This window comes from Curvibacter cyanobacteriorum, assembly GCF_028649475.1.
Taxonomy (GTDB): Bacteria; Pseudomonadota; Gammaproteobacteria; order Burkholderiales; family Burkholderiaceae_C; genus Curvibacter; species Curvibacter cyanobacteriorum.
The window spans coordinates 261,971-288,706 of record NZ_JAQSIP010000004.1 but is presented as its reverse complement, the minus strand read 5'-3'; the positions used below and the strand labels follow the sequence as shown (position 1 = coordinate 288,706).

Below are 26,736 nucleotides of genomic sequence, written 5' to 3'. Positions count from 1 at the left end.
GGACGGCGTGCCCGGCACAGCCGCCCGGGGGCACCGCGTCCGACCGGACTCAGGCCTCGATCAGGTCAAAGCCGGTGGTGATTTCGGCGGTCTTGCCCAGCATGATGCTGGCAGAGCAGTACTTGTCGTGGCTCATGGCGATGGCCCGTTCCACGGCGGCCGGCGGGATGCCCTTGCCGGTGACGGTGAACTGCATGTGGATCTTGGTGAAGACCTTGGGGTCGGTGTCGGCGCGCTCGCTGCTCAGCTTGACCGTACAGCCCCGCACGTCGTGGCGGCCGCGCTTCAGGATCAGCACCACGTCGTAGGCGGTGCAGCCACCGGTGCCAGCGAGCACGGCCTCCATGGGCCGGGGCGCCAGGTTTTGGCCACCGTTCTCCGGCTTGGCGGCGTCGGGCGCACCGTCCATCATCAACACATGACCGCTGCCGGTCTCAGCAACAAACCCCATGCCAGAGCGTGTGCCGCTGGCCCCCGTCCAACTCACCGTGCATTCCATTGACGTACCTCATTAAAAATGCTTATGCAGCATAAAAACAACTGCTACTTTGGAATTCATCGCGATTTATGACGAATTCCTTGTTGCATTGCAGCAAATTATGACTACACTTCCTACATCGCGTTTCGAACTCTGTTCTGAACGCACCCATTGTCTCCTCCACCTCCTCCTTTGGTGGATTTAGCCCCGAGTCTCACGACTCGGGGCTTTTTTCTTGTGGCCTATGATGGCGGGTCTGACCGGGCCGCTCGCCACTGCACAGCGGCCAAACTCGGGGCCCGGCGCGATCTTATTTCCCTTGCGCCCCATGACCGCCAAAGCACTCAAACCGGCTGACTACCTCAAGAAAATCCTGACCGCCCGCGTCTACGACGTGGCCGTCGAGTCTGCGCTGGAACCCGCTCGCAACCTGAGCCGCCGCCTGCACAACAAGGTGCTGCTCAAACGCGAAGACCAGCAACCCGTCTTCAGCTTCAAGCTGCGCGGCGCCTACAACAAGATGGCGCACCTGACGCCCGAGCAACTCAAGCGCGGGGTGATCTGCGCCTCGGCCGGCAACCACGCCCAGGGCGTGGCCATGAGCGCCCACAAGCTGGGCAGCCGGGCCGTGATTGTGATGCCGACCACCACGCCGCAACTCAAGGTGGACGCGGTCAAGGCCCTGGGCGGCGAGGTGGTGCTGCACGGCGACAGCTACTCGGACGCCTACGAACACTCGGTGCAGCTCGAAAAGGAACAAGGCCTGACCTTCGTCCACCCCTTTGACGACCCCGATGTGATTGCCGGTCAGGGCACGATCGCGATGGAAATCCTGCGCCAGTTGCAGGGCCTGGGCTCGAACCGCCTCGACGCGGTGTTCGTTGCCATTGGCGGTGGCGGCCTGATCTCGGGCGTGGCCAACTACATCAAGGCGGTGCGCCCCGAGATCAAGGTGATCGGCGTGCAGATGAACGACTCCGATGCCATGATGCAGTCGGTGGCCGCCAAGAAGCGTGTCACCCTGCCCGACGTGGGCCTGTTCTCCGATGGCACGGCGGTCAAGCTGGTGGGCGCGGAAACCTTCCGCGTGGCCAAGAACCTGGTGGACGAGTTCATCACCGTCGACACCGATGCCGTCTGCGCGGCCATCAAGGACGTGTTTGTCGACACCCGCAGCATCGTTGAGCCGGCGGGTGCCCTCGCCGTGGCCGCCATCAAGCAGTACGTGGCCACGCACAAGACCAAGGGTGAGACCTACGCCGCCATCCTGTGCGGCGCCAACATGAACTTCGACCGCCTGCGCTTTGTGGCCGAGCGGGCCGAAGTGGGTGAGGAGCGCGAGGCGCTGTTCGCCGTCACCATCCCCGAAGAGCGCGGCAGCTTCCGCCGCTTTTGCGAGACCGTGGGCGAACTGCCCGGCGGCCCGCGCAATGTGACCGAGTTCAACTACCGCATCAGCGATTCGGCGCGCGCCCATGTGTTCGTCGGCCTGACCACCACGGGCCGCGGCGAATCGGAAAAAATCGCCAAGAACTTCAAGCGCCGTGGCTTCGAGACGCTGGACCTGACGCACGACGAGCTGGCCAAGGAGCACATCCGCCACATGGTGGGCGGCCACTCGTCGCTGGCGCAGGACGAACGCCTGCTGCGCTTCATCTTCCCGGAGCGCCCGGGGGCGCTGCTCAAGTTCCTGAGCCTGCTGCAGCCGAACTGGAACATCAGCCTGTTCCACTACCGCAACCAGGGGGCCGACTATGGCCGCATCCTGGTGGGCCTGCAGGTGCCCGCGGCCGAGCACCGGGCGTTTGACCAGTTCCTGGCGCAGCTCGGCTACCCCTGCATCGAAGAGACGCACAACCCGGTCTACCGCATGTTCCTGCAACGCTGAATCCCCAGGGCCGCGGCCCCCGCTGCGCCCTGCCCCACCCCATGATGTTCGTGCGCCACGTCTTGCTGGCCGTCCAGTTCTTCACCCGCATCCCGGTCACCGGGCGGCTGGCCGACTGGGTGGGCTACAGCCCCGCCATGCTGCGCGCCAGCGCGGCGCATTTCCCCGCCATCGGCTGGCTGGCCGGCGGCTGGGCCATGGCCGTCTACGGCGCCACGGCGCTGGCGCTGGGCCCCTCGCCCTGGAGCGCCCTGGTGGCGGCGGTGGCCTGCACCGTGGCCACCGTGCTGATGACCGGCGGTTTCCATGAGGACGGGCTGGCCGATGTGGCCGATGGCCTGGGCGGCAGCTACGACCGCGAGCGCGCGCTCGACATCATGAAAGACTCGCGCGTCGGCGCCTTCGGTGCCATGGCGCTGCAATTGGGCCTGCTGGGCAAAGTGGCCCTGCTGGCCTGGCTGGGTCAGGCCAGCCTGTCGCTGGCGCTGAGCGCCTTGCTGCTGGGCCATGTGCTGTCGCGCCTGTGGCCGCTGTGGCTGGTGCGGACCCTGCCCCATGTGGGGGACACCGCGCGCTCCAAGAGCAAGCCACTGGCCGACCAGATCACCGGCCCGGCGCTGTCGGCCGCGCTGCTGTGGTGCCTGCCGCCAGCGCTGCTCGTGGCCATGTGGCAAGGCCTGGGCGTGGTGGGCGCCGGGGTGGTGGCCGGGGCCCTGGGCCTGGCCTGGATGGGCCGCCTGTTCGCGCGCCGGCTGCAAGGCTTCACCGGCGACTGCCTGGGCGCCACACAGCAGGTCTGCGAGATCGCCACCTACCTGGGCATGGCGTTGGCCTGGGCGCAGAGCGTCCGATGAGCCGCCTTTGGCTGGTGCGGCACCCCCGTCCCCTGGTCGCGGCGGGGGTTTGTTATGGCCGCCTCGATGTGGCCGCCGACCCCCAGCACCTGCAGCAGGTGCGCGATCAATTGGCCCAAGAACTGCCGCCAGGGGCCCACGTTCACCATTCACCGCGGCAAAGATGCGCAAAGTTGGCCCAGGCCTTGTGTGAAGTCCGGCCTGATTTGCAAAGCGCCTCGCCCCCGGACGGCGACCCTGACCTGGCTGAAATGGACTTTGGCGAATGGGAGGGGCAGACCTGGGACGCCCTCGGTGAGGCCGCCGTCAGCGCCTGGACCGCCGACTTCGCCCACCATGCCCCGGGCGGCGGCGAAACCGTCAACCAGGTGCTGCAGCGCGTCGGGCGCGCTTGGCGGCACACCCAGGCCCGCACGGGCACCGGGCAGAGCGCCGTCTGGATCACCCACGCGGGGGTGATCCGCTGCCTGCAGTTGCTGCGCCAAGGCGTGCACCAGGTCGATCGGGCCAGCCAATGGCCCACGGGCGGCCCGGCCTGCGGCGAATGGCTGTCTTTTGAGTGGGGCGCCAGCGGCCCGACGCCCGCCTGATGCCCGCCTGATGCCCGCCTGACGCAAGCCGCCAGGCAAGCCCCGCAAGGGGCGAGGGCTGTTCAGGGCTTCAACGCGGGCAGGTCCAAAACCAGGCTGGGCGGCGCCTCGCGCGAGGGACCCAGCACGGCCCGGCGCTGCTCCACGGCCAGCAGGGTGACCCCGTCTTCGATGACCGCCCCCACACGGTAGGGCCGGGCAGGCTTGCCATCGACCGCGATCAAGGCCGCGCCCCAGCGGTGCCCGTCGGCCACCACCCCCACGAGGCTGAAGCGCCCGGCCAGCGCGGCGCCCCCGGGCACGGCGGGCGCCTGGCCATTGGGCGCGCCCAGGAAACGGGCCAACACCGCGGGGTCGGCCGTCACCGCGCTCGCCCCCACCACCTCGACCGCTGGCGGCAGCGCCGGCTGGCTCAAACGCAGGCCCCAGAACACCGCCGAGCCTGCGGCGAGCGCCCAGACGGTGAAGGAGACGCCACGAATTGCCCAAGAACGGGCCGGGGACAGGGTCGGAGATGTCATCATCCGCGGATTATGATTCAAGCGAATCTACCCTTTGATGTCTCCGAGCCCCAGCCCATGACCCGCCCCATTGCCTCCCTGCGCCGCCGCGTCCAAGCCGGCTTCACCCTGATCGAACTGATGGTGGTGCTGGTCATCATCGGTGTGCTGGCGGCCCTGATCGTGCCCAATGTGCTGGACCGCGCCGATGACGCGCGCAGCACCGCGGCCCGCACCGACGTCAACAACCTGATGCAGGCCCTGAAGCTGTACCGCCTTGACAACCAGCGTTACCCCAGCGCCGAACAAGGCCTGCGCGCCCTGGTCGCCCGCCCCACCACCAGCCCGGTGCCGCCCAACTGGAAGCCCTACCTCGAGAAGCTGCCCAACGACCCCTGGGGCCGCCCCTACCAATACCTCAACCCCGGCGTGAAGGGCGAGATCGATGTGATGTCCTTCGGCGCCGACGGCCAGTCGGGTGGCGAAGGCAAAGACGCCGACATCGGCAGCTGGCAGTGAGCCCACGGGCCCCACGCCCCCAGCCCAGCCCGAGCGCCACATGACCGCCCTGCCCTGGCGCGCCGCCCGGTCCGCCGGCTTCACCCTGGTCGAGCTGCTCATCGTGATCGGCATCATGGCGCTGGCCACTGCGGGCGTCAGCTTGGCCCTGCGCGACACGCAGCAGGTGCAACTGGAGCGCGAAGCCCAGCGCCTGGCCGCGTTGCTGGAGACGGCCCGCGCCCGCTCGCGCGCCAGTGGTGTCGCTGTGCAGTGGTCCTTGACCGAACATGGCTTTCAATTCAGCGGCCTGCCCGCCAACAGCCTGCCCAGTCAGTGGCTGAGCCCCGGCACCACCACCACACGCCTGGACGTGCGCCTGACCCTGGGCCCCGAGCCGGTGATTGGGCCGCAACAGGTGACGCTGGTGCGCGCCGACGCCCCGGGCCAGGCCCTGCGCGTGGCCACCGACGGCCTGCGCCCCTTCAACGTGCTGGCCAACGACCCATGATCCGCCACCGCAACACCGCGCACGGCTTCACCCTGATCGAGGTGCTGGTGGCCCTGGGCATCGTGGCCATCGCCCTGATGGCCGGGGTGCAGGCCAGCGGGGCCCTGACCCGCAACGCCAACCGCCAGGCCGACACCTTGCTGGCCCATGTGTGCGCCGAAAACGAACTGGCCAAAGTGCGCCTGTCGCGCCAGATGCCGTCGGTGGGCGACAGCGTGCAGAACTGCGAACAGGTTGGCCGCGTGCTGCAGGTCAATGTGGCCGTGCGCCCCACCCCCAACCCCAGCTTTCGCCGCGTTGACGCGCAGGCGCTGGACGAACAGGGGCGCCCGATCGTGAAACTCTCAACCGTGGTGGGGCGCTGGTGACCAAGCCCCCGCTGCGGCAACGCCCCGCCCGGGCCCACGGCCGGGGCTTCACCCTGGTCGAGCTGCTGATCGCCCTGTCGGTGATGGCCATCATGGCGCTGCTGAGCTGGCAGGGCCTGGACGGCATGGTGCGCACCCAGCGCCAAACCGACCAATACAGCCAGGACGTGCTGGCCCTGCAAGCCGGCCTGGGTCAGTGGCAAGCCGACCTCGACGCCCTGATCGAACTGCCCCAGGTCAGCGCGCTGGACTGGGATGGCCGCGTATTGCGCCTGACCCGGCGCGGCCCGGCCTCGGCCCCCGAAAGCACCCTGGTGGTGGGTTGGACCCTGCGCAACGCCGGCAGCCAGGGCCAGTGGCTGCGCTGGCAGTCGCCCCCCTTGAGCCGGCGCAGCGAATGGGAACGGGCCTGGCAACAGGCGGCCCTCTGGGGCCAGAACCCCGACGAGGCCGCGCGCCAACGGGAGGTGGTGATCGCCCCCGCCACCGAGTGGCAGATTTTTTACTATCGCCAAGACGCCTGGACCAACCCGCTGTCCAGCGACGCCAGCAGCAGTGGCACCAGCCCGGGCGCGGGCGCCCCGCCGCCGCCCGCCGGATCCGCCGGCCAAAATGGGGCCGCGCGCCCCGGCAGCAACACGGCAGGGGAGCTGCCGCAAGGCGTGCGCCTGCTGCTGACGCTGGCCCCCGGCCAGGCCCTGAGCGGGCGACTGCAGCGCGACTGGGCGCGCCCGAACCTCGGCGGAGGCAAATCATGAGCCCCAGGCCAGCGCCCAACCCAGCCCGCCCCCCCACCGCACCGCGGGCGCAGTGCCGCCCCCCGGGCCAGCGCCTATGGCCAAGCCGCCGCCAGCGCGGGGCCGCGCTGCTGGCCGCGATGCTGACCGTCACCCTCGTCGCCACGCTGGCCGCCGGCGCCCTGTGGCAGCAGTGGCGCGCCGTCGAGGTCGAGAGCGCCGAGCGCACCCGCGTGCAGTCGAACTGGATCCTCACCGGCGCGCTCGACTGGTCGCGCCTGATCCTGCGCGAGGACGCCATCGCGGGCGGTCCGGACAGCCTGTCTGAACCCTGGTCCATTCCGCTGCAAGAGGCCCGCCTGTCCACCTTCCTGGCGGCCGACCAGAACAACAATGCGGGCGACGACATCGATGCCCTCGACGCCTTCCTGGCCGGCAGCATCACCGACCAGCAGGGCCGCCTCAATGTGAGCAACCTGGTCGAGAACCAGCAACTGCAGCCCGCCGCCCACCGCGCTTTCGCCAAGTTGTTCGACCTGCTGAGCCTGCCCGCCGCGCAGCTGAGCACCCTGGAGCAAAACCTGGTGCTGGCCCAGAAAGGCAGCGACAGCCAGGCCCTGCTGCCCGCCCAGCGTGTGGACCAGCTGCTGCACTACGGCCTCACGGCCAGCACCCTGTCCCAGTTGCGCCCCTTCATCACGGTGCTGCCCGAGAAAACCCCGGTCAACCTCAACACCGCGCCGGTCGAGGTGCTGTACGCCAGCATCCGCAGCCTGGACATGGCCAGCGCCCAGCGCCTGGTCAAGCTGCGCGCACGCAGCCACTTCAAAAGCCTCAGCGACGTGGGCCAGCAGCTGGGCGAGCTGGCAGCCCAGGTGAACGAGAACGAGCACAGCGTGAACAGCCGCTATTTCGAAGTGCTGGGCCGCCTGCGCCTCGGCGACAACCGCCTTGAAGAGCGCTCCCTGGTGCGCCGCAACAACACCGAAGTGCAGACCGTGTGGCGCGAGCGCAACCCCAGCCCGAGCCTGCCCGCCAGCGCCCAAACGCCTTGAGCCCCAAACCATGCAGCCAGACGGTCATGCCGCCCGTCAAACCTTCACATCACCTCTCTACAATGGGCCGCCTACATCCCCCATGAGCACCCTGATCGTTCACCTGCCCGCGCTGAGCCCCACGGCCAGCACCGAGTGGCCCTACCTCCTGACGCCCGACGGCCAGACCGTGGCCCAGCAGGGCAGCGCCGTTGCCAGCCTGCTGCCCCCGGTGCCGCGCCCCGCGGAGGTGGTGGCCGTGGTGCCGGTGCAGCACCTGTCCTGGCAAGCGGTGGTCTTGCCACGGGGCACCCAGGCGGGCAGCCCGCGCCTGCAAGCCGTGCTGGAGGGCCTGCTCGAAGAGCGCCTGCTCGACGAACCCCAACACCTGCACCTGGCCCTGGGCCCCAGCAGCGACGCCGGTGCCGACGCCCCGCGCTGGGTGGCCGTGTGCGACCGGGCCTGGCTGCGCGACTGCGTGCAGGCCCTGGAGGCCGCGGGCCGCCCCGTGACCCGCATCGTGCCTGAGCTGTGGCCCGCCGCAGCCACCGACAGCGCCGTGGTGCGCGCCCTGGCAGCCCCGCCCGACAGCGACCGCCCCGCGTTCTGGGCCGGCACCGGCCTGGGGCCTCAGCGCCCGGTCGAATGCCTGCCCCTGCAGCCTGCCACCCCCCATCCCGCGCCGCACGACAGCACCGAATGGCTGGCGGAACCTGCGGTGGCCGCACTGGCCGAGCGATGCCTGGGCCGCCCGGTGCGCCTCGAAACGCCGGCCAGCCGCTGGTTGGCCGCCGCCGCCAGCCCCTGGGAACTGGCCCAGCACAGCTTTGCCAGCGGCCAGCGCCAGCGCCTGGGCCGCCACCTGGTGCGCCAGCTGCAATCGGCCTGGCAAGCCCCCGCCTGGCGCCCTGCGCGCTGGGGTGTGGCCGCCCTGTTGCTGGCCCAGCTGGCGGGGCTCAACGCCTGGGCCTGGAAAGAAAACCAAACCCTGCGCCAACGCGCGGCCGACATCCGCCAAACCCTGACCAGCACCTTTCCGCAGGTGCAGGTGGTGGTCGATGCCCCGCTGCAGATGGCGCGCGAGGTCAGCGCCCTGCGCCAGGCCTCGGGCCAGGCCGCAGGCGATGACCTGGAATCGCTGCTGGGCGCCGCCGCGCTGGCCGCGCCGCCGGGGCGCATCCCCTCGGGCATCGAGTTCGCTGCCGGAGAGCTGCGCCTCAAAGGCCTGTCGCTGAACCCCGAAGAAGGCCAGGCCACGCTGGACCGCCTGCGCCAGCGCGGCTACAGCGGCCGCCTGGAAGCCGATCAACTGACCCTGCGCCAGGAGCCCCGCTGATGAGCCGCGCCCCGACCTCCTCCGCCGCCTCCAACGCCACCCAGCGGCTGAGCGCCGAGCTGCGGCAACGCTGGCAAGGCCTGGCCCCGCGTGAACGCCTGGGCCTGCAAGCCGGCGCACTGGTGCTGGGGGCGGCACTGCTGTGGAGCGTGGCCCTGGCCCCGGCCCTGAACACGCTGCGCCAAGCCGAGGCGCGCCAGCAAACGCTGGACCGCCAATGGCAGCAAATGCAGCAGCTCAAAGCCCAGGCCCAGGCGCTGCAGCAGCAAAGCCGCTTGCCCCGCCACGAGGCGGTGCAGGCCCTGGAAGCCAGCGTGCGCCAGCGCCTGGGGGCCAGCGCCCAGCTCAACCTGCAAGGCGATCGCGCCACCCTGGTGCTGAAGAACACCCCGGCCGAGGCCCTGAGCCAATGGCTGGCCCAGGCGCGTGCCAACGCCCGCGTGCTGCCCGGCGAGGCGCGCCTGACGCGCAGCCCACCGCCCGGCCCGGGTACGGCGCCCCCCAAACCCGGCAGCCTGCCCCCGGGCCCGGCCTGGGACGGCACCCTGGTGCTGCAACTGCCCCCGGCCTGAACCCCCGGCCACCCCACCCACCGGTCCCATGCGCCTGTTGCCTGCCCGCTCCCCTCAACCCCGCGCCGCTGCCCTGCAGGCCGCGCTGCTGCCGCGCGCGCGCGGCCCGCAGGAAGCCCGGCTGGGGCGCCGCTGGGCCTGGGCTGGCGCGCTGTGCGGCGCCTTGCTGTGCGCGGGCTTCTGGGCCCCGGCGCGCTGGCTGGCCGCCGCGGTCGACCAGGCCAGCCAGGGGCAGGTGCAACTGCTGTGGCCGCGTGGCACGGTCTGGTCGGGCTCGGCCCAATGGGTGCTGACCGGCGGGCGTGACAGCCAGGACCGCACCACCCTGCCCGGCCGCATCGGCTGGCGCCTGGCCCCGCACTGGAACGGCCTGGGCATCACCCTGGCATTGGACTGCTGCGCCGAGGCGCCGCTGCAAGCCCTGCTCCAGCCGGGCTGGAACCGGCTCAGCGTGCAGGTGCAGGACCACCAGTCGCACTGGCCCGCCCAGCTGCTCAGCGGCCTGGGCACGCCCTGGAACACGCTGCAGCCCGAAGGCCGCCTGCAACTGCAACTCAGCGGCCTGCGCCTGGACTGGGCGGCGGGCCGGCTGCGCCTCGAAGGCCAGGCCCAGCTGGACCTGCTGGACATGGCCTCGCGCCTGTCCACGTTGCGGCCCATGGGCAGCTACCGTGTGGTGGTCAAGGGCGGTGACTCGCCCAGCCTGGACCTCAGCACCCTCGAAGGCAGCCTGCTGCTCAGCGGACACGGCCAATGGGTCGGCGCCCGCCTGCGCTTTCAGGGCACGGGCGAGGCCGCGCCCGAACGCGAAGCCGCACTGAACAACCTGTTGAACCTCATCGGACGCCGCCGTGGCGCGCGCTCCCACATCACCCTGGGCTAATTGCACATGAAAACCCCGACCCGCCCCTTTGTCCGACTGGCCAGCCTGTCACTGGCCTCCAGCCTGCTGCTGGGTGCCGTGCCCAGCCCGGCACAAACCGGATCGGCCCCCAAGGCCGGCGAGCCGATCACCCTCAACTTCAATGGCGCCGACATCGACGGCGTGGCGCGCACCCTGGGCGTGATCACCGGCCGCAACGTGGTGATCGACCCCCGCGTCAAAGGCACCATCACCCTGACCAGCGAACGCCCCGTCAGCCCGGCAGCGGCCTGGGAACAGTTCCTGACCACCCTGCGCCTGCAGGGCTTTGCGGTGGTCGAGGCCAGCGGCCTGTACAAGGTGGTGCCCGAGGCCGAGGCCAAGCTGCAAGGGGGCTCGGTCACCATCTCGAGCAGCGAGACCGACAAGCGCAGCAGCGGCGGCAACCAGATCGTGACGCAGATCTTCCGCCTCAACTACGAGAGCGCCAACAACCTGGTGCCCGTGCTGCGGCCCCTGATCAGCCCGAACAACACCATCAACGTGAACCCCGGCAACAACTCGGTGATCATCACCGACTACGCCGACAACCTGCAGCGCCTGGCCCGCATCATCGCGTCGATGGACGTGCCCAACGCCAGTGACGTCGAGGTGCTGCCCATCAAGCACGCGGTGGCGGTGGACCTGGCGGTGCTGGTGAGCCGGCTGATCGACCCCGGCAGCACCGGCGTCGCCGCAGGTGCCGCCCAGGGCCAGGCCGACACCTCTTTCAAAACCACGCTGCTGGCCGAGCCGCGCAGCAACAGCCTGATCCTGCGCGCCGCCAACCCGGCGCGCGCAGCGCTGGTCAAGTCGCTGGTGGCCAAGCTCGACCAGCCGACCTCGGGCGCCAATGGCGCGGCGGGCAACATCCATGTCGTCTACCTGAAGAACGCCGACGCCACCAAGCTGGCGACCACCTTGCGCGCCGCCATGAACGCCGGCAACACCGGCACCAGCACGGGCGTCAGCAGCAGCGGGCTCAGCACCACCAGCGGCCTGAGCAGCAGCACCGGCAGCACCCCCACCGGGTCGCTGGGCAGCACCACCAACACCGGCAGCTCGAGCAGCCTGGGCGCGTCCAGCAGCTTTGGCACCAGCGCCCAACCCTCGACGGGCGGGCAGATCCAGGCCGACCCGTCGACCAACTCGCTGATCATCACCGCCCCCGAACCCCAGTACCGCCAGCTGCGCGCCGTCATCGACAAGCTCGACGGCCGCCGCGCCCAGGTGCTGGTCGAGAGCCTGATCGTCGAAGTCAACGCCAACAAGGTGGCGCAATTTGGCGTGCAGTGGCAGGGCCTACTGGGCAGCGCCGGCGGCACCGTGGGCCTGCTGGGCACCAACTCGGCCCAGGCCGGGGCCAACATCCTGAGCCTGTCGACCAGCACCTTGGGCACCGTGCTGCCGGGCAATGGCTTCAACTTCGGCATTGGCAGCAAGATCAACGGCCAGTACGTGCTGGGCTTCCTGGCCCAGTTCCTGGAGAACAACACCGACGGCAACGTGCTGTCCACCCCCAGCCTGCTGACGCTGGACAACGAGGAAGCCAAGATCGTGATCGGGCAGAACGTGCCCTTCGTGACCGGCACCTACACCAGCACCAACAACAGCACCAGCACCGTCAACCCGTTCCAGACCGTGGAGCGCAAAGACGTCGGCCTGACCCTGCGCGTGAAGCCGCAGATCAGCGAAAACGGCACCGTGCGCATGTCGATCTACCAGGAGGTGTCGAGCATCGATGCCTCCACCAAGACCAACACCAACGGCCCGTCCACCAACAAGCGCTCGATCGAGTCGCAAGTGCTGGTCGACGACGGCGCCATCGTGGTGCTCGGCGGCCTGTTGCAAGACGAGTACTCGGGCGCAGCCGACAAGGTGCCCGGCATGGGTGACCTGCCCATCCTCGGCAACCTGTTCAAAAGCGAAAACCGCTCGCGCAAAAAGACCAACCTGATGGTCTTCCTGCGCCCGGTGGTGGTGCGTGAGGCCTCGGACGCCGACGCCATCACCCAGGGCCGCTACGACACCCTGCGCGGCGTGCAGCAAACCGTGCAGCCCACGCCCAGCGCCATGATGCCCAACGTCACCGGGGCCCCGGTGTTGCCAGTGCTGGGCCCGCGCACCGATGCCAAAGGCAGCCCCTTGCCCACGCCGGCCCCGGCCAGCAGCCCGGCCCCCGACAGCAACGCCGCCACCGCCAAGCCCTGAGAGCCATGCGCCATCCTTTGCCCTATGCGTTCGCGCGCAGCCACCAGCTGCTGCTGGAAGACGACGGCCAGCAGTGCGTGCTGGTGCAGGCCCCCGGGGCCGACGCCGCCGCGGTCAGTGAGGTCATGCGCCGCCACCCGGTGCAGGCCGTGCAGTGGCTGGACGCCCCGGCGCTGGCCCAGCGCATTTCGGCCGCCTACGCGCAGGGCGAATCGAGCGCTGCCAGCGTGGTCAGCGAGGTCGAATCCGACGCCGACCTGTCGCGCATCATGCAAGAGCTGCCCGCGGTGGAAGACCTGCTGGAGACCGCCGACGACGCCCCCATCATCCGCATGCTCAACGCCTTGCTCACGCAGGCCGCACGCGACGGCGCCAGCGACATCCACATCGAGCCCTATGAACGCCACTCGAGCGTGCGCTTCCGTGTCGACGGCACGCTGCGCGAGGTGGTCACGCCCAACCGCGCGCTGCACGCGGCCCTGATCTCGCGCCTGAAGATCATGGCCGACCTCGACATCTCCGAAAAACGCCTGCCGCAGGACGGCCGCATCAGCCTGCGCCTGGGCACCCGGGCCATCGACGTGCGGGTCTCCACCCTGCCCAGCGCCCACGGCGAACGCGCCGTGCTGCGCCTGCTCGACAAGAGCGAGAGCAAGCTCAGCCTCGAATCGGTGGGCATGCAGGGCGATGTGCTGGCCCGCTTTGAGCGCCTGATCGGCCAGCCCCACGGCATCATCCTGGTCACCGGGCCCACCGGCTCAGGCAAGACCACGACGCTGTACTCGGCCCTGCAGCGCCTGGACGCCACGCAGAGCAACATCATGACGGTGGAAGACCCGATCGAGTACGAGCTCGCCGGCGTCGGCCAGACCCAGGTCAACGCCAAGATCGACCTGACCTTTGCCAAGGCGCTGCGCGCCATCCTGCGCCAGGACCCGGACGTGATCATGATCGGCGAAATCCGAGATTTCGAGACCGCGCAGATCGCCATCCAGGCCTCGCTCACCGGCCACCTGGTGCTGGCCACGCTGCACACCAACGACTCGGCCAGCGCCATCACCCGGCTCACCGACATGGGGGTCGAGCCCTTCCTGCTGTCGTCGTCCCTGCTCGGGGTGCTGGCCCAGCGCCTGGTGCGCAAGTACTGCAGCCACTGCCACGGCACCGGCTGCGAGCACTGCGGCCAGACCGGCTATGCGGGGCGCACCGGGGTGTTCGAGCTGCTGGTCACCGACGAAGCCATCCGGGCCCAGATCCATGGTCAGGCGGCCGAGGCGGACATCCGCGACGCGGCCCTGGCCGCGGGCATGACCCTGATGCGCGACGACGGCGAACGCCTGATCGCCGCCGGCATCACCTCGCGCGAAGAAGTGCTGCGCGTGACGCGCGACTGAGCGCGCCCCCGACCGCCCCACCACCCGCCCCATGCCAGCCTATTCATTCGAAGCCGTCGACGCCCAGGGTCAGGCCCGCAAGGGCGTGATCGAGGCCGACACCGCGCGTGCCGCGCGCAGCCAGTTGCGCGCCCAGGCCCTGGTGCCGCTCAATGTGCAGCCGGTCAAGGGCGGCACCGCCGACGCCGACGGCGTGCACCGCCCCGGCCTGTTCAGCCAGCGCATCTTCAACGCCACCACGCTGGCCATCTGGACGCGCCAGCTGGCAGGCCTGGTCAGCTCGGGTCTGCCGCTGGAGCGCGCCCTGACCGCCATGACCGACGAGGCCGACAGCGACGCCCAGCGCCAGCTGGTGGCCGGGCTGCGCGCCGAAGTCAACGCCGGCGCCTCATTTGCGCGCGCCTTGGCGCAGCACCCGCGCGAGTTCAACGACATCTACACCGCCGTCATTGGCGCGGGCGAGCAAAGCGGCAACCTCGGTCTGGTGCTGGAGCGCCTGGCCGACGACCTCGAAGAACGGCAAGCCCTGCGCAGCAAACTGATCGGCGCCGCCATGTACCCGGCCATCGTGACCCTGGTGGCCATCGTGATCGTGCTGTTCCTGGTCGGCTACGTGGTGCCCCAGGTGGCCAACGTGTTCGCCGGCACCAAGCGCGCCCTGCCGCTGCTGACCGTGATCATGCTGGGCCTGAGCGACCTGGTGCGCAGCTACGGCTGGCTGATGGCCGCCGTGCTGGGGGGGCTGTTCGCGCTCGCGCGCTACCTGCTGACCCTCGAGGCCTGGCGCCTGCGCTTTGACGCGGCCTGGCTGCGGCTGCCACTGATCGGCAAGCTGGCGCGCGGCTACAACGCGGCCCGCTTCGCCGGCACCCTGGCCATGCTGGCCGCCGCGGGGGTGCCCATCCTCAAGGCCTTGCAGGCCGCGGCCGAGACCGTGTCCAACCGCGCCATGCGCGCCGACGCCCTGGACGCCCTGGTGCTGGTGCGCGAAGGCGCCCCGCTGGGCTCGGCGCTGGCGCAAAAGAAACGCTTCCCGGGCCTGGTCTCGATGTTTGCGCGCCTCGGCGAGCAGACCGGCCAACTGCCGCTGATGCTGCAGCGCGCCGCCAACCAACTGGCCACCGAGGTGCAACGCCGCGCCATGCAACTGGCCACCATCCTCGAACCGCTGCTGATCGTCGGCATGGGCCTGATGGTGATGCTGATCGTGCTGGCGGTGCTGATGCCGATCATCCAGCTGAACCAGTTCGTCAAATGAAATAAGTGAGGCCCCCACGCTCCCCCACTGCGTGTGGGTCGCTGCCCCCCAGGGGGGCCCCGGCCGCCTTGGGAGCGGCCCGGCGGCGTCCGGTCAGGCCACCACCCTCCCCGCTGCGTGTGGGTCGCTGCCCCCCAAGGGGGCCTTGGTCGCCTGGGGGGAGACTGGCCGCGGGTGGGCGGGCGCCGACATGGCCACAGGTCAGCGGCGGGCGGCCTCACAATGGGGGGATTCAACCTTGGAGGCTGGGCCCATGCCTATGACCCTTGATGGCCAGTTGGTGGTGGCCATTTCATCGCGCGCACTGTTTGACTTTGAAGAAGAGAACACGGTCTTTGAACAGGTCAGCGAACAAGCCTATCGGCAGCTGCAGCTCGATCGGCTGGACGTGACGGCACCGCCCGGGGTGGCGTTCTCGCTGGTCAAGAAGCTGCTGGCGTTCAACCAGCCCGGTGCCGACCGGCTGGTGGAGGTGGTGATGCTGTCGCGCAACGACCCGGTCAGTGGCATGCGCATCTTCCGCTCGGCCCACGAGACCGGCATCCCGCTGCAGCGCGGCGTCTTCACGCGCGGCCGCAACCCCTTTGGCTACCTGCGGCCGCTGGGCGCCCACCTGTTCTTGTCGGCCAACGAGAGCGATGTGCGCCAGGCGCTGGCGGCGGGCTTTCCGGCGGCACGGGTGCTGACCGAATCGGTGCAGGCCAGCAACAGCCACCCCCACGAGGTGCGCATTGCCTTTGACGGCGACGCGGTGCTGTTTTCCGATGAAGCCGAACGGGTCTACCAAAGCCAGGGGTTGGACGCCTTTCAGCAGCACGAGAGCCAGCGCGCCGCCGACCCCTTGCCCGACGGCCCGTTCAAGCCACTGCTGGCCGCCCTGCACCGGTTGCAGCAGGCCGACAACCCCCACATGCGCATCCGCACCGCCCTGGTCACGGCCCGCAGCGCCCCGGCCCACGAACGCGCCATCCGCACGCTGATGCGCTGGAACATCGAGGTGGACGAGGTGCTGTTCCTCGGCGGGCTCGAAAAAGGCGGGTTCCTGCGCGAGTTCGAGCCTGATTTCTTCTTTGACGACCAGACTGGCCACGTCAACTCGGCGGCCCAGCATGTGCCGGCCGGCCATGTCCACAGCGGGGTGGCCAACCCCTGAACAGGGCCCCAGGGCAAGCGCAGGCAGGCGAGCAGCCTGGTCGAAGCGCCCCCGGGGTCGGCATGTCAATGTTTGGCAAAGTCTGTCAGCAGCGGCAACTCTGGGCCCCCAACGGCGTCCAAGGCGTTGAAGATGCGGGCCCCGTCCCCATCTGACGACTCTAGAAAGGATCCCCATGAATGTCTCCCGCGCCTCGGGCCTAGCCCGTGCCGCCCGCGCCCTGCCCCTCGTGCTCTGCCTGGCGGGCCTGGGTCACTGGTCCCTGGCCACGGCCCAAGGCCCCAGCACGGCCCCGTCACCGTCAGATGAACAACCCAGCGAAGGCGAAGCCCTGGCCGCGCGTCAGTTCAAGATGCTGGACTTCAATGGCGACGGCTACCTGAGCCGCGGCGAAGTGGCGCTGTTCCCGCGCCTGGCCAAGGCCTTTGACGCGGCCGACGCCGACCATGATGGCAAGGTGAGCTTTGAAGAAATCCGCGCTTACGCCAAAGAATTGCGGGCCCAGAAGGCCACGGAGGGCAGCACCGAAGCCAAGCGCTGAGCCCTTTGCTGTGGGCTCAGGGTGCGATGCAGACGGTGTTGCGCCCCGCGGCCTTGGCCCGGTAGAGCGCCTCGTCGGCACGCTGCAGGGTCTCGGCCACCGACTCACCGGGCTGCCACTGCGCCACCCCCAGGCTGGCCGTGACCGGCAAGCCCCGCGGAAACACCGTGAACTCCACCTTGTGGCGCAGCGCCTCGGCAAATTGGTGCGCCGACATCAGATCATGACCCGGCACCATCAAGGCAAACTCCTCGCCGCCCAGGCGCGCCGGCAAGTCGCGGTGCCGCGTGCTCTGGGACAGCAACTGGCCCAGGGTGCGCAGCACGCCATCGCCCTCGGCATGGCCAAACCGGTCGTTGAGTTGCTTGAAGCTGTCGAGATCGAGCACGATGAAGGACAAAGGCCGATGTTCGCGTTCGGCCCAGCGCACCGCCTGCTCGGCCCGCAGGTTGAACTCACGCCGGTTGGCCAAGCCCGTCAAGGCGTCCTCGGACGCCAGGCGCTGCCAACCATCGCTGTGGGCCTGCAGGGGCGAGATGACCATGCGCTTGAGCGCGAAGTTCATGATCACAAAGAACAGGCCCATGATGCCCAGCGACAAGGCCGCCGTGCGCCCCATGGCCCGGTACACCCGCCCCCACAACGGGGCCAGGTTGACCGACACCACCTGGGCCCCCACCACCTCGCCGACCTGCCAGCCAAACCCGTGGGTGGCCCCGTAGCGGGCCAACATGGCGGCGGGCGCCTGTTCGGGCTGACCATGGCAGCTCAGGCAGGCGGCCTTTGCGCGCAAGGGGCGGGCCAGGCACCAGCGCTGGCCGCCGGGCTCGCAGTCCCGGCTCTGCAAGGAGCTCAGGTCCGGGTTGGCGCGGAAGGCGTCCACCGCCACGCGGTCCCAGCCCTGGGGCTGGTGGGCCGGCACCGTGGGGTTGAGCGCCACCTCGCGGTAGTCGAAATCGGGGTAGTCTTTTTGCAGCAGCGCCAGTGTCGTGCTGGCCGCGAACGAGGGCACGGACGCCGGGTGAAACTGCTGGGTGTCGGCCAGCAAGGCCTCACGCACATGCGTCTCGGTGTACTGGCGGATGGCTTGAGCGGTCACCATGTGCTGGCGCGCCCGGTCTTCAACGTCGTGCAACACCTGGCCGCGGCTGATCCACCAGGCCCAGGTCACGGCAATCGCGACGCCCAGCACGGTCATGAAAAGCAGCATCTGGTTCAGACGCGCCCGAATCGAAACTGGCAAACTTCCCTCCTGCTGGGGTGGTTTCAGATCGAACCACCCTCTTGGAGCGGAAAGCCCCCCTTTCCGCTGCCAGAATTATCCATCGCCCCCGCCCCCGTGCTAGCGGATTGCCTCGGCCAGGCACCTCTTTGACCTCCTCGCATGCCATGACCGTCTCCAAATTCAGACTCTTTCGCGACACCAGCCGCCGCATCCTGGCGCTGTCCATGCCGTACTTCCGGTCCGATGAACGCTGGCAGGCCCGCGGCCTGCTCGCCGCCATCGTGGCCCTGAACCTCGGCGCGGTGTACATGCTGGTGCTGATCAATGACTGGAACCGGGTGTTCTACGACGCGCTGCAGAACAAGCAGGCCGACGTGTTCTGGCACCAGCTGTCGCGCTTTGCCCTGCTGGCGTTCGCCTACATCGTGATCGCGGTCTACAAGTTCTACCTGACCCAGTGGCTGGAGCTGCGCTGGCGGGCCTGGATGACCCGCCACTACCTCGACCGCTGGCTGGCCAACCACCTGTTCTACCGGCTTGAACTGGCGCGCTACGCCGAAGGCGCGGCCCACCAGGCGCCGCCCGACAACCCGGACCAGCGCATCCAGGAGGACGTCAACCTGTTCACCTCGCTGACCGTGTCGCTGAGCATGGGCCTGCTCAATGCAGTGGTCACGCTGGCGAGTTTTGTCGGCATCCTCTGGAGCCTGTCGGGCAACTTTGCCTTCTCGCTGGGCGGCAGCGACTACAACATCCCGGGCTTCATGGTCTGGATGGCGGTGCTGTATTGCGTGGCCGGCAGTGTCGCCACCCATTACATCGGGCGCCCGCTGATCGGGCTCAACTTTGGCCAGAAGCGCTATGAGGCCGACTTCCGCAGCCACATGGGCCGGGTACGTGAATACAGCGAATCCATCGCGCTGGACCTGGGCAGCCCGGTCGAGAACGAGAACCTCAAGCAGCGCTTCGGCCGCCTGATGGCGAACTACATCGCGCTCATCAAGGCGCAAAAGCGGCTGGTCTGGTTCACCAACTTCTTTGGCCAGGCGGCGGTGGTGTTCCCCTTCATCGTGGCGGCGCCGCGCTTTTTCAGTGGCGCCATCCAGCTGGGCGAGCTGATGCAGATCGCCTCGGCGTTTGACCGGGTGCAGGGTTCGCTGAGCTGGCTGGTCGACAACTACGACTCGCTGGCCAGCTGGCGGGCCACCAGCGACCGGCTGACCACCTTTGAAGAAAACCTGACCCATGCCCAGGCGGTGCCCGAGGGGCTGCGCACCGAGCTCGGCGACGACCTGCAGATCGATCAACTCAGCATCCAACTGCCCAATGGTCAGCCCCTGCTGGCCCCCAGCAGCGCCCATGCGCGGGCCGGTCAGAAGGTGCTGCTGCAAGGGCCGTCGGGCAGCGGCAAATCCACCCTGTTCCGCACCCTGGCGGGCCTGTGGCCGCACGCCCACGGCACGCTGAGCCAGCCGCAACGGGTGATGTACATCCCGCAAAAGCCCTACCTCGCCAACGGCCCGCTGCGCAACACCTTGGCCTACCCCGACGCCGCCAGCACCTACGACGACGAGGCCCTGTGCGAGGCACTGTGCCAGGCCCAGTTGCCACACCTGTGCACCGAGCTGGACCGCGAGGACGCCTGGAGCCAGAAGCTGTCGGGCGGTGAACAGCAGCGCCTGGCGCTGGCCCGTGTGCTGCTGAAGCGCCCCGCCTGGGTGATGGCCGACGAGGCCACCAGCGCCCTGGACGAAGACACCGAGCAGTTGCTGTACCAGCGTCTGGTGGCGCTGACCCAGTCGCAAGGCGGTGGTCTGGTGTCGATTGCGCACCGGCCCGAGCTGGCGCGCTTCCACAACACGCGCTGGCGGCTGGAAGAAGTCAGCAGCGCGCCACGCCGCTTCCGCTTGGTCAGTGAATCGATTTGACAGGGCTCAGGCCGCCCCGGGTGGGTGGGCCAGTTGAACGGCGGGGCAGTCAACGACCCGGTCCGCGCGCCTCGCGGCTCAGAGACCGCCGCCGCGCTTGACCTTGGGGTCTGTGTAGACCAGCAGATTGGTCGACAGGCCCGCCTTGGTCTGCTCGTTTTGCAGGCGGTTGGCCTCGGCACTGGCCTCGGTGGCGGCCAGTTCGACCACCGAACCACTGGCCTTCCAGACCGAGTGGATGAAGTCCAGCAGCTTTTTCGAGATGGGCTCTGGCGGTGGCTTCTTGGGCTCTTCGGTGGTCGCCTTCTTCTTGACCTCGGTCCAATCCTTGTTGGGCTGGTCGTTCGAGGCCGAGGGCTTGTCCGGGCTCTCCACCTTGCGCCCCGAGACCGTGATGATGGTCGACTCGGTCGGCGCGTTGGTCACCGTGGTGGCGGGCTTGGTCGGCGTCTGGCGCTCGCTTTCGCCAGCCGACGCCGAAGCGCCGGCGCCGTAGGCGGCCCAGCTCATCGTGCGATCGACAGGGGGAAGTTGCATAACAGACCCACTCAGTACAAATGGTTTACACAGCAACTCAAGGGTTTTTGAGTGCTCTCGTACCTTTTACGGCAGCCGGCCCGAAAAATTTAGGCCCTTTCTGAAAAATTTTCGAGATTTTTTTGATCTGCGCAAGGGCTGGGCCCTCATAACAAAAAAGAGACCCGAGGGTCTCTTTTTGAACACACCGTCCAAATGCACTTCAGGCGCTGGCGGGAACCGGCGCGGGGCGACCCGCCGGCCACTGGCTGAGGTAGCGCTCATGGCCACGGGCGCGCAGTTCACAGGCGGGGCACTGGCCACAGCCCCAACCCCAGGCATGGCGGTGCTCCCGGTCGCCCAGGTAACAGGTGTGGGAGTGCTCGACGATCAGGTCCACCAGCGGCTGGCCGCCCAGTTGGTGCGCCAGGGTCCAAGTCTCGGCCTTGTCGATCCACATCAGCGGGGTTTCGATCAGGAGGCGGCGGTCCATGCCCAGCGACAGGGCCAGTTGCATGGCCTTCATGGTGTCGTCACGGCAGTCGGGGTAGCCTGAGTAATCTGTTTCGCACACGCCGGTGACGATGACCTCCAGCCCGCGCCGGTAGGCCAGCGCCGCAGCCAGGGTCAGGAACAGCAGGTTGCGGCCGGGCACGAAGGTGTTGGGCAGACCGCTTTGTTCCATCTGGAACGCCATGTCCCGGGTCAGTGAGGTCTCACTCACTTGGCCCAGCACGCCCAGGTCCAACAGGTGGTCCTCGCCCAACTTGCCAGCCCAGTGCGGGAACTGGGCGCGCAAGGCGTCCAGCACCGCCAGCCGCGCCTGCAGCTCCACGCTGTGGCGTTGGCGGTAATCGAACGCCACGGTTTCGACACGCTCGTAGCGCGCCAGCGCGTGGGCCAGGCAGGTGGTGGAATCTTGGCCGCCCGAAAACAGGACCAGCGCCGTGGTGTGCAGGGGCATGAAATCGCCTCACTCAGATAAATAGGGGGCGCCGCAGCGCCCGGCTCACAGAAAACGTTCCAGCAGCTTGCGCGACGCGCGGTCCAGCGCCTGCATGTCGGCCACCTGGTAGACGATGCCCTGGCCGCCCGAAATCAGCAGCTTGCCGCGCTCCAGCCGGCGGATGTCGTCCTCCGTCTTGAGCACAAACTGGGTCGGGCCGCGGTCGGTCTCAACCGTCCAGGTGCAGGGGGTCGAGAAGCTCGACACCGCCAGCAGGCGCTTGACCACCGGGTTGAACTCGCGCGAGGCCAGCTCTTCTTCGATCAGGGTGCGCTCGGGCGCGGGCAGCTGGTCCAGCCGCGGCACCCAGGCCAGCTCGTGCCCCTCGGGACCGACCAGGGACAGGCCTTCGTCGGGCGCGGCGATCGGGAAAGCCCGCACCGGGGTCACGCCCAGGTGGCTCTGGCCCTCGGCGTCGATCAGCACCAGGCGCCCCAGCGGGTGGCGCTGCAATTGGAAAGAAACGGGATTGCTCATGATCTGGCCACCTCAGGGTTGACCCGCCGGGTGGGCGGAATGGGCGCTGGGCGCCAGCGCCAGCGTGTCGTCGTCGCTGCCGTCGACGCGGCGCACCTGGGCTTCGTACAAGCGCCAGTAGGCCCCCTGCTTGGCCATCAGCTCGTCGTGCGGCCCCACTTCGACCACCTGCCCGCGGTCCATCACCACCAGGCGGTCGGCCTTGCGCAGGGTGGACAGGCGGTGGGCGATGGCGATGGTGGTGCGGCCTTGCACCAGGTTGTCGAGGGCGCGCTGGATTTCCTTCTCGGTCTCGGTGTCCACGGCCGAGGTGGCCTCGTCGAGGATCAGGATGCGGGGGTCGATCAGCAGCGCGCGCGCAATCGAGATGCGCTGACGCTCCCCCCCCGACAAGCCCTGGCCGCGTTCGCCCACCAGCGAGTCGTAGCCCTGCGGCAGGCGCAGGATGAAGTCGTGCGCGTGCGCCGCACGGGCCGCCGCAACGATCTGCTCGCGGGTCGCGTTGGGCTGGCCGTAGGCGATGTTCTCGGCGATCGTGCCAAAGAACAAGAAGGGTTCCTGCAGCACGAGGCCGATGTTGCTGCGGTAGTCGGCCACGGCAAAGCGGCGGATGTCGGTGCCGTCCAGCTTGATGCCGCCATCGGTGACGTCGTAGAAACGGCAGATCAGGTTGACCAGGGTGCTCTTGCCCGAGCCACTGTGGCCGACCAGACCGATCATTTCGCCCGGCTGGATGTCGAGGTCCACGCCCCGGATCACGCTGCGCGTGCCGTACCGGAAGCCGATGTTGTTCATCTCGATGCGCCCCTTCACGGCCGGCAGCTTGACGGGCTGGGTCGGTTCGGGGACGTTGGAGACGTGGTCCAGGATGTCAAAAATGCGCTTGGCCCCGGCGGCGGCCTTCTGCGTCACCGACACGATGCGGCTCATCGAGTCCAGCCGGGTGTAGAAGCGCCCGATGTAGGCAATGAAGGCGGTCAGCACCCCGACCGTGATCTGGCTGCGCGAGACCAGCCAGATGCCAAAGCCCCACACCACCAGCAAGCCGATTTCGGTCAACAGCGACACCGTGGGCGAGAACAGCGACCAGGTGCGGTTGAGCTTGTCATTGACCTCGAGGTTGTAGCGGTTGGCCTGCTTGAAGCGCTCGGCCTCGCGCTTTTCCTGCGCAAAAGCCTTGACCACGCGGATGCCGGGGATGGTGTCGGCCAGCACATTGGTGACCTGCGACCAGACGCGGTCGATCTTCTCAAACCCGGTGCGCAAACGGTCGCGCACGGTGTGGATCAGCCAGGCGATGAACGGCAGCGGGACCAGGGTGACCAGGGCCAGCCAGGGGTTGATGGAGAACAGAATCACCGCCGTCATGCTGATCATCAACACGTCGGTGATGAAATCCAACGCGTGCAGCGACAAGAACACGTTGATCCGGTCGGTCTCCGACCCGATCCGGTTCATCAGGTCGCCGGTGCGTTTGCCGCCGAAATAATCCAGTGACAAGCGCAACAGGTGCTCGTACGTGGTGGTGCGCAGGTCGGCACCAATGCGCTCGGACACCAGGGCCAGGATGTAGGTGCGCGCCCAGCTCAGGCCCCAGGCGGCCAGCGCCGACCCCAGCAGCCCGCTCAGGTAGAGCAGCACCAGCATCGGGTCGATCTGCTTCCCGTTCTGGAACGGGATCAGGATGTCGTCCATCAGCGGGATGGTCAGGTAGGGCGGGATCAGCGTGGCCGCCGTGGAGGCCAGCGTCAGGCCAAACCCGATCGCCAGTTGCTTCTGATAAGGGCGGGCAAAGCGCCACAGGCGCAACAGCACCCAGGTCGAGGTGGGCGGCTGCAGCTCGCGCTCGCAGGCCGGGCAGCTGTCGCTGTCGGGCGGCAGCGGCGCGCTGCAGGCGGGGCAGCAGGCGACTTCTTCATTGTCTTCGGGCGCGGCGCCAGCCAACACGGCCAGGCGTTGCTCGAACACCCGCAGCAGGCGCATCGCGTGCACATCGGCGCTGAGGGTGAAGCGCCAGTGCGCCAGGCGGCGCTCGGCCGTCACCAGCTCCAGCGTGCCGACGCCCGCGTGGTCGCTGTGGCGCAGCGCCAGGCTGGCGTCCAGCGGCCAACTGCGCCACTCGCCCGAGCCGGGCTCGCAGGCCAGCAGGCGCTTTTCCGTCACCACCAGCAGGCCGCGGGCGTAGCGCAAGCCGGTGTCCAGGTCAACCGGAAGGGTTGCGAGCACGTTTTCACCGGACGCCAGCTGAGATTGAGGGTCGATTCTTCCGAGATCGGCTGTCTCGTCTGGAGAACCTACAGGATTTGAATGTTGCATTTTGATTCCGTACCGCGCGGCACTGTTCGCCCTCCCGCGCAGAGGCAGGAAAAGTCGATTTTCGCCGAAACCGAAGCCATGCGACGGTCTGACGCAGAATGTGAGCTCAGCCAAGCGCCCAAAGTGAGCGCACAATCTCGGCTGGATGGCGGCATGGCGCCAGGCACCGAACCCGACTCGAACATGATCAAAGCCGACGATCTCAAGCTCTTGCGCATCAATTACCTGCGCGGCCCCAACATTTGGACCTACCGTTCCGTCCTGGAAGTCTGGCTGGACCTCGGGGACCTCGAAAACTACCCCTCCAACAAGATCCCCGGGTTCAAGGACCGGCTGGTGGCCCTGCTGCCCGCCCTGATCGAGCACCACTGCGGGGTCGGTGAGCGCGGCGGCTTTTTGCAGCGCCTCGAAGAAGGCACCTGGGCGGGCCACATCCTGGAACACATCGTGATCGAGCTGCTGAACCTGGCGGGCATGCCCACCGGCTTTGGCCAGACCCGCAGCACTTCGCGCCACGGGGTCTACCGCATGGTGTTCCGGGCCCGCGAAGAACGCGTGGCGCGCGCCGCACTGGACGCCGGCCACCAACTGCTGATCGCCACCATCCGCGGCGACAGCTTTGACGTCAAGGCCGCGGTGCACCGCGTGCGCACCGAAGTGGACAACTGCTACCTCGGCCCCAGCACCGCCTGCATCGTGGACGCGGCCACCGACCGCCGCATCCCGCACATCCGCCTCAACGACGGCAACCTGGTGCAACTGGGCTACGGTGCCAGCCAGCGCCGCATCTGGACCGCCGAGACCGAATTCACCAGCGCCATCGCCGAAGGCATTGCCGGTGACAAGGACCTGACCAAATCGCTGCTCAAGTCCTGCGGCGTGCCGGTGCCCGAAGGCCAGATCGTCAACAGCCCCGAAGAAGCCTGGGAAGCGGCCCAGGACATCGGCTTCCCGGTGGTGGTCAAGCCCTCCGACGCCAACCATGGCCGCGGCGTGACGCTGGACCTGCACACCCAGGCCGACATCGAGGCCGCCTACCATGTGGCCTACCCCGAGGGCAGCGACGTGATGGTCGAGCGCTTCATCCCGGGCCACGAACACCGCCTGCTGGTGGTGGGTGACAAGGTGGTGGCGGCGGCGCGTGGCGAGATCCTCGGCATCACCGGCGACGGCCGTTCGACCGTGCGCCAGTTGATCGACAGCCAGCTCAACTCCGACCCGCGCCGCGGCATCGAAGAAGAGTTCCCGCTCGAAACCATCGTCATCGAGACCAACACCAAGGTGCAGCTCGAGATCCAGCGCCAGGGCCTGAGCCCCGACGCCGTGCCCGCCGCGGGCCGCTTTGTGGTGATCGAACGCAATGGCAACGTGGCCATCGACTGCACCGACAACATCCACCCCGAGGTGCAGTACGCCGCCAGCCTGGCCGCGCGCGTGGTGGGCCTGGACATCGCGGGCATTGACCTGGTGGCCAAGGACATCTCGCGCCCGCTGGCCGAGCAAGGCGGCGCCATCGTTGAAGTCAACGCCGGCCCCGGCCTGCTGATGCACCTGAAGCCCGCCGAAGGCTCGCCGCGCCCGGTGGGCCGCGCCATCGTGGACCACCTGTTCCCCGAAACCGAAGGCGACGTGGCGCCGGGCCGCATCCCCGTGGTGGGCGTGGCCGGCACGCGTGACACCCACAAGATCGCCCGCATGGTCGCCTGGCTGGCCCACCTCAGTGGCCGCCAGACGGGCCTGGCCTGCCGCGACGGCCTGTTCCTGGACCGCCGCCGCGTCGAATCCGTGGATTGCGCCAACTGGGAAGCCGGCCACCGCCTGCTGATGAACCACTCGGTGCAGGCCACCGTGATCGAAAACGGCGCCGAGACCATCCTGCGCGACGGCCTGCCCTACGACCGCTGCCAGGTGGGCGTGGTGACCGACCTCGAAGGCTTTGAAGCCCTGAGCCACTACGACGTGCACGAAGCCGACCAAATGGTGCGGGTGATGCGCACCCAGGTCGACGTGGTGCTGCCCGATGGCGTGGCGGTGCTCAACACCGCCGACACCCGCGTCAGCGACATGGCCTCGCTGTGCGATGGCTCGGTGGTGCTGTACGGCCTGGCCGCCAACGTGCCCGCGATCGAAGCGCACCGCGCCGCCGAAGGCCGCGCCGTCTACCTGCAACACGGCTACGTGGTGCTGGCCGAAGGCAGCCGCGAGAAGGTGCTGTCCGACCTCGGCGACATCCGCACGCGCCAGAACACGGCGTTCCCGATGACCGAAGAGGCGCTGCTGGCCGCCGTGGCCACCGCCTGGGCGCTGGACATCTCGCCCGACCTGATCGCCGCCGGCATCGAAACCTTCGACCCCGATCCGCAACCGGTTCGCCCGGCCGGCAGCACGGCTTTCTTCCGCTGAGCCCGCAGCCCGAACCGCCCCAACGCGCCCACTGAACTCAA

25 protein-coding genes are annotated in these 26,736 nt (G+C 68.7%); 18 read left to right on the top strand and 7 right to left on the bottom strand.

Annotation, left to right across the window (positions count from 1 at the left end):
• Window positions 1-49 precede the first annotated feature (49 nt).
• Window positions 50-499 (bottom strand): OsmC family protein, encoded by a 450-nt coding sequence (locus PSQ40_RS10875; protein ID WP_273951450.1) that lies wholly within the window; start codon window positions 497-499, stop codon window positions 50-52.
• Between the two features lie 307 nt (window positions 500-806).
• On the opposite strand from PSQ40_RS10875, the gene ilvA reads away from it, so the two are divergent.
• From ilvA to PSQ40_RS10860, 3 genes are read left to right on the top strand one after another with little or no spacing between them, the layout of a single operon-like run.
• Window positions 807-2,366 (top strand): threonine ammonia-lyase, biosynthetic, encoded by a 1,560-nt coding sequence (ilvA, locus tag PSQ40_RS10870; RefSeq protein WP_273951449.1) that lies wholly within the window; start codon window positions 807-809, stop codon window positions 2,364-2,366.
• A 41-nt stretch (window positions 2,367-2,407) separates the two neighbouring features.
• On the top strand, window positions 2,408-3,220 hold the full coding sequence (locus tag PSQ40_RS10865; protein ID WP_273951446.1) for an adenosylcobinamide-GDP ribazoletransferase: 813 nt from the start codon (window positions 2,408-2,410) through the stop codon (window positions 3,218-3,220).
• Entirely contained in the window at window positions 3,217-3,810 is a 594-nt protein-coding gene (locus PSQ40_RS10860; protein ID WP_273951444.1) for a histidine phosphatase family protein, read from the top strand. Before PSQ40_RS10865 ends, PSQ40_RS10860 begins: the two co-directional genes overlap by 4 nt.
• A 62-nt stretch (window positions 3,811-3,872) precedes the next feature.
• Here PSQ40_RS10860 and PSQ40_RS10855 read toward each other — a convergent pair whose 3' ends face one another.
• Window positions 3,873-4,331 carry a type II secretion system protein N gene (locus PSQ40_RS10855; RefSeq protein WP_273951443.1) on the bottom strand — a complete coding sequence of 153 codons (459 nt, stop codon included), beginning with the start codon at window positions 4,329-4,331 and terminating at the stop codon, window positions 3,873-3,875.
• Window positions 4,332-4,388: 57 nt separating this feature from the next.
• On the opposite strand from PSQ40_RS10855, the gene gspG reads away from it, so the two are divergent.
• The 13 genes from gspG to PSQ40_RS10790 all read left to right on the top strand — a co-directional run bounded on the left by gspG (window position 4,389) and on the right by PSQ40_RS10790 (window position 16,824).
• A complete protein-coding gene (gene gspG / locus PSQ40_RS10850) occupies window positions 4,389-4,829 on the top strand; it encodes a type II secretion system major pseudopilin GspG (RefSeq protein ID WP_273951442.1) in 441 nt (146 codons plus the stop codon).
• A gap of 40 nt (window positions 4,830-4,869) precedes the next feature.
• Window positions 4,870-5,319 (top strand): prepilin-type N-terminal cleavage/methylation domain-containing protein, encoded by a 450-nt coding sequence (locus PSQ40_RS10845; RefSeq protein ID WP_273951441.1) that lies wholly within the window; start codon window positions 4,870-4,872, stop codon window positions 5,317-5,319.
• Window positions 5,316-5,687, top strand: a complete 372-nt coding sequence (gene gspI / locus PSQ40_RS10840) for a type II secretion system minor pseudopilin GspI (RefSeq protein WP_273951440.1) — start codon at window positions 5,316-5,318, stop codon at window positions 5,685-5,687. The genes PSQ40_RS10845 and gspI overlap by 4 nt, the downstream gene beginning before the upstream one ends.
• Window positions 5,684-6,445, top strand: a complete 762-nt coding sequence (locus PSQ40_RS10835) for a PulJ/GspJ family protein (RefSeq protein ID WP_273951438.1) — start codon at window positions 5,684-5,686, stop codon at window positions 6,443-6,445. Before gspI ends, PSQ40_RS10835 begins: the two co-directional genes overlap by 4 nt.
• Window positions 6,442-7,479: a type II secretion system minor pseudopilin GspK gene (gene gspK, locus PSQ40_RS10830; protein ID WP_273951437.1), complete on the top strand. Its 1,038-nt coding sequence runs from the start codon at window positions 6,442-6,444 to the stop codon at window positions 7,477-7,479. Before PSQ40_RS10835 ends, gspK begins: the two co-directional genes overlap by 4 nt.
• Window positions 7,480-7,561: 82 nt before the next feature.
• Entirely contained in the window at window positions 7,562-8,794 is a 1,233-nt protein-coding gene (gene gspL, locus PSQ40_RS10825) for a type II secretion system protein GspL (RefSeq protein ID WP_273951436.1), read from the top strand.
• Window positions 8,794-9,366 (top strand): type II secretion system protein GspM, encoded by a 573-nt coding sequence (gene gspM, locus PSQ40_RS10820; RefSeq protein ID WP_273951435.1) that lies wholly within the window; start codon window positions 8,794-8,796, stop codon window positions 9,364-9,366. The genes gspL and gspM overlap by 1 nt, the downstream gene beginning before the upstream one ends.
• Before the next feature lie 28 nt (window positions 9,367-9,394).
• Window positions 9,395-10,249, top strand: a complete 855-nt coding sequence (gene gspN / locus PSQ40_RS10815; protein ID WP_273951434.1) for a type II secretion system protein N — start codon at window positions 9,395-9,397, stop codon at window positions 10,247-10,249.
• A 6-nt stretch (window positions 10,250-10,255) separates the two neighbouring features.
• Entirely contained in the window at window positions 10,256-12,478 is a 2,223-nt protein-coding gene (gene gspD / locus PSQ40_RS10810; RefSeq protein WP_273951432.1) for a type II secretion system secretin GspD, read from the top strand.
• A gap of 5 nt (window positions 12,479-12,483) precedes the next feature.
• Window positions 12,484-13,872 carry a GspE/PulE family protein gene (locus PSQ40_RS10805; RefSeq protein ID WP_273951431.1) on the top strand — a complete coding sequence of 463 codons (1,389 nt, stop codon included), beginning with the start codon at window positions 12,484-12,486 and terminating at the stop codon, window positions 13,870-13,872.
• 31 nt (window positions 13,873-13,903) lie between these two features.
• On the top strand, window positions 13,904-15,130 hold the full coding sequence (gene gspF / locus PSQ40_RS10800) for a type II secretion system inner membrane protein GspF (protein ID WP_273951430.1): 1,227 nt from the start codon (window positions 13,904-13,906) through the stop codon (window positions 15,128-15,130).
• A 253-nt stretch (window positions 15,131-15,383) separates the two neighbouring features.
• Complete coding sequence (locus tag PSQ40_RS10795) at window positions 15,384-16,283, top strand: 5'-nucleotidase (protein ID WP_273951429.1); 900 nt, start codon at window positions 15,384-15,386, stop codon at window positions 16,281-16,283.
• Between the two features lie 175 nt (window positions 16,284-16,458).
• A complete protein-coding gene (locus PSQ40_RS10790) occupies window positions 16,459-16,824 on the top strand; it encodes an EF-hand domain-containing protein (protein ID WP_273951428.1) in 366 nt (121 codons plus the stop codon).
• A gap of 16 nt (window positions 16,825-16,840) precedes the next feature.
• Here the strand turns inward: PSQ40_RS10790 and PSQ40_RS10785 are convergent, their stop codons facing one another.
• Window positions 16,841-18,067, bottom strand: a complete 1,227-nt coding sequence (locus PSQ40_RS10785; protein ID WP_273951427.1) for a diguanylate cyclase — start codon at window positions 18,065-18,067, stop codon at window positions 16,841-16,843.
• 146 nt (window positions 18,068-18,213) lie between these two features.
• On the opposite strand from PSQ40_RS10785, the gene PSQ40_RS10780 reads away from it, so the two are divergent.
• Window positions 18,214-19,977: an ABC transporter ATP-binding protein/permease gene (locus PSQ40_RS10780; protein WP_273951426.1), complete on the top strand. Its 1,764-nt coding sequence runs from the start codon at window positions 18,214-18,216 to the stop codon at window positions 19,975-19,977.
• Between the two features lie 78 nt (window positions 19,978-20,055).
• On the opposite strand, the gene PSQ40_RS10775 is transcribed toward PSQ40_RS10780, so the two are convergent.
• The 4 genes from PSQ40_RS10775 to PSQ40_RS10760 all read right to left on the bottom strand — a co-directional run bounded on the left by PSQ40_RS10775 (window position 20,056) and on the right by PSQ40_RS10760 (window position 24,292).
• A complete protein-coding gene (locus PSQ40_RS10775; RefSeq protein ID WP_273951425.1) occupies window positions 20,056-20,514 on the bottom strand; it encodes a hypothetical protein in 459 nt (152 codons plus the stop codon).
• Window positions 20,515-20,716: 202 nt separating this feature from the next.
• Window positions 20,717-21,451, bottom strand: a complete 735-nt coding sequence (gene queC, locus PSQ40_RS10770; RefSeq protein ID WP_273951740.1) for a 7-cyano-7-deazaguanine synthase QueC — start codon at window positions 21,449-21,451, stop codon at window positions 20,717-20,719.
• A gap of 51 nt (window positions 21,452-21,502) precedes the next feature.
• A complete protein-coding gene (locus tag PSQ40_RS10765) occupies window positions 21,503-21,976 on the bottom strand; it encodes a cyanophycin metabolism-associated DUF1854 family protein (RefSeq protein ID WP_273951423.1) in 474 nt (157 codons plus the stop codon).
• 12 nt (window positions 21,977-21,988) lie between these two features.
• Window positions 21,989-24,292: a cyanophycin metabolism-associated ABC transporter gene (locus tag PSQ40_RS10760; RefSeq protein WP_273951422.1), complete on the bottom strand. Its 2,304-nt coding sequence runs from the start codon at window positions 24,290-24,292 to the stop codon at window positions 21,989-21,991.
• A 183-nt stretch (window positions 24,293-24,475) separates the two neighbouring features.
• Between PSQ40_RS10760 and PSQ40_RS10755 the strand changes: the two genes are divergently transcribed.
• Window positions 24,476-26,695 (top strand): cyanophycin synthetase, encoded by a 2,220-nt coding sequence (locus PSQ40_RS10755; RefSeq protein ID WP_273951739.1) that lies wholly within the window; start codon window positions 24,476-24,478, stop codon window positions 26,693-26,695.
• Window positions 26,696-26,736: the final 41 nt, after the last annotated feature.

Coding starts and splice junctions, on each gene's coding strand:
- PSQ40_RS10765 (WP_273951423.1), bottom strand. CDS start 21,976: ATGAGCAATCCCGTTTCTTTCCAATTGCAGCGCCACCCGCTGGGGCGC.
- PSQ40_RS10845 (WP_273951441.1), top strand. CDS start 4,870: ATGACCGCCCTGCCCTGGCGCGCCGCCCGGTCCGCCGGCTTCACCCTG.
- ilvA (WP_273951449.1), top strand. CDS start 807: ATGACCGCCAAAGCACTCAAACCGGCTGACTACCTCAAGAAAATCCTG.
- gspG (WP_273951442.1), top strand. CDS start 4,389: ATGACCCGCCCCATTGCCTCCCTGCGCCGCCGCGTCCAAGCCGGCTTC.
- gspF (WP_273951430.1), top strand. CDS start 13,904: ATGCCAGCCTATTCATTCGAAGCCGTCGACGCCCAGGGTCAGGCCCGC.
- gspM (WP_273951435.1), top strand. CDS start 8,794: ATGAGCCGCGCCCCGACCTCCTCCGCCGCCTCCAACGCCACCCAGCGG.
- PSQ40_RS10790 (WP_273951428.1), top strand. CDS start 16,459: ATGAATGTCTCCCGCGCCTCGGGCCTAGCCCGTGCCGCCCGCGCCCTG.
- PSQ40_RS10855 (WP_273951443.1), bottom strand. CDS start 4,331: ATGACATCTCCGACCCTGTCCCCGGCCCGTTCTTGGGCAATTCGTGGC.
- PSQ40_RS10875 (WP_273951450.1), bottom strand. CDS start 499: ATGGAATGCACGGTGAGTTGGACGGGGGCCAGCGGCACACGCTCTGGC.
- PSQ40_RS10760 (WP_273951422.1), bottom strand. CDS start 24,292: ATGCAACATTCAAATCCTGTAGGTTCTCCAGACGAGACAGCCGATCTC.
- PSQ40_RS10775 (WP_273951425.1), bottom strand. CDS start 20,514: ATGCAACTTCCCCCTGTCGATCGCACGATGAGCTGGGCCGCCTACGGC.
- PSQ40_RS10795 (WP_273951429.1), top strand. CDS start 15,384: ATGCCTATGACCCTTGATGGCCAGTTGGTGGTGGCCATTTCATCGCGC.
- PSQ40_RS10860 (WP_273951444.1), top strand. CDS start 3,217: ATGAGCCGCCTTTGGCTGGTGCGGCACCCCCGTCCCCTGGTCGCGGCG.
- PSQ40_RS10865 (WP_273951446.1), top strand. CDS start 2,408: ATGATGTTCGTGCGCCACGTCTTGCTGGCCGTCCAGTTCTTCACCCGC.
- gspL (WP_273951436.1), top strand. CDS start 7,562: ATGAGCACCCTGATCGTTCACCTGCCCGCGCTGAGCCCCACGGCCAGC.
- gspK (WP_273951437.1), top strand. CDS start 6,442: ATGAGCCCCAGGCCAGCGCCCAACCCAGCCCGCCCCCCCACCGCACCG.
- PSQ40_RS10755 (WP_273951739.1), top strand. CDS start 24,476: ATGATCAAAGCCGACGATCTCAAGCTCTTGCGCATCAATTACCTGCGC.
- PSQ40_RS10780 (WP_273951426.1), top strand. CDS start 18,214: ATGACCGTCTCCAAATTCAGACTCTTTCGCGACACCAGCCGCCGCATC.
- gspN (WP_273951434.1), top strand. CDS start 9,395: ATGCGCCTGTTGCCTGCCCGCTCCCCTCAACCCCGCGCCGCTGCCCTG.
- gspI (WP_273951440.1), top strand. CDS start 5,316: ATGATCCGCCACCGCAACACCGCGCACGGCTTCACCCTGATCGAGGTG.
- gspD (WP_273951432.1), top strand. CDS start 10,256: ATGAAAACCCCGACCCGCCCCTTTGTCCGACTGGCCAGCCTGTCACTG.
- PSQ40_RS10805 (WP_273951431.1), top strand. CDS start 12,484: ATGCGCCATCCTTTGCCCTATGCGTTCGCGCGCAGCCACCAGCTGCTG.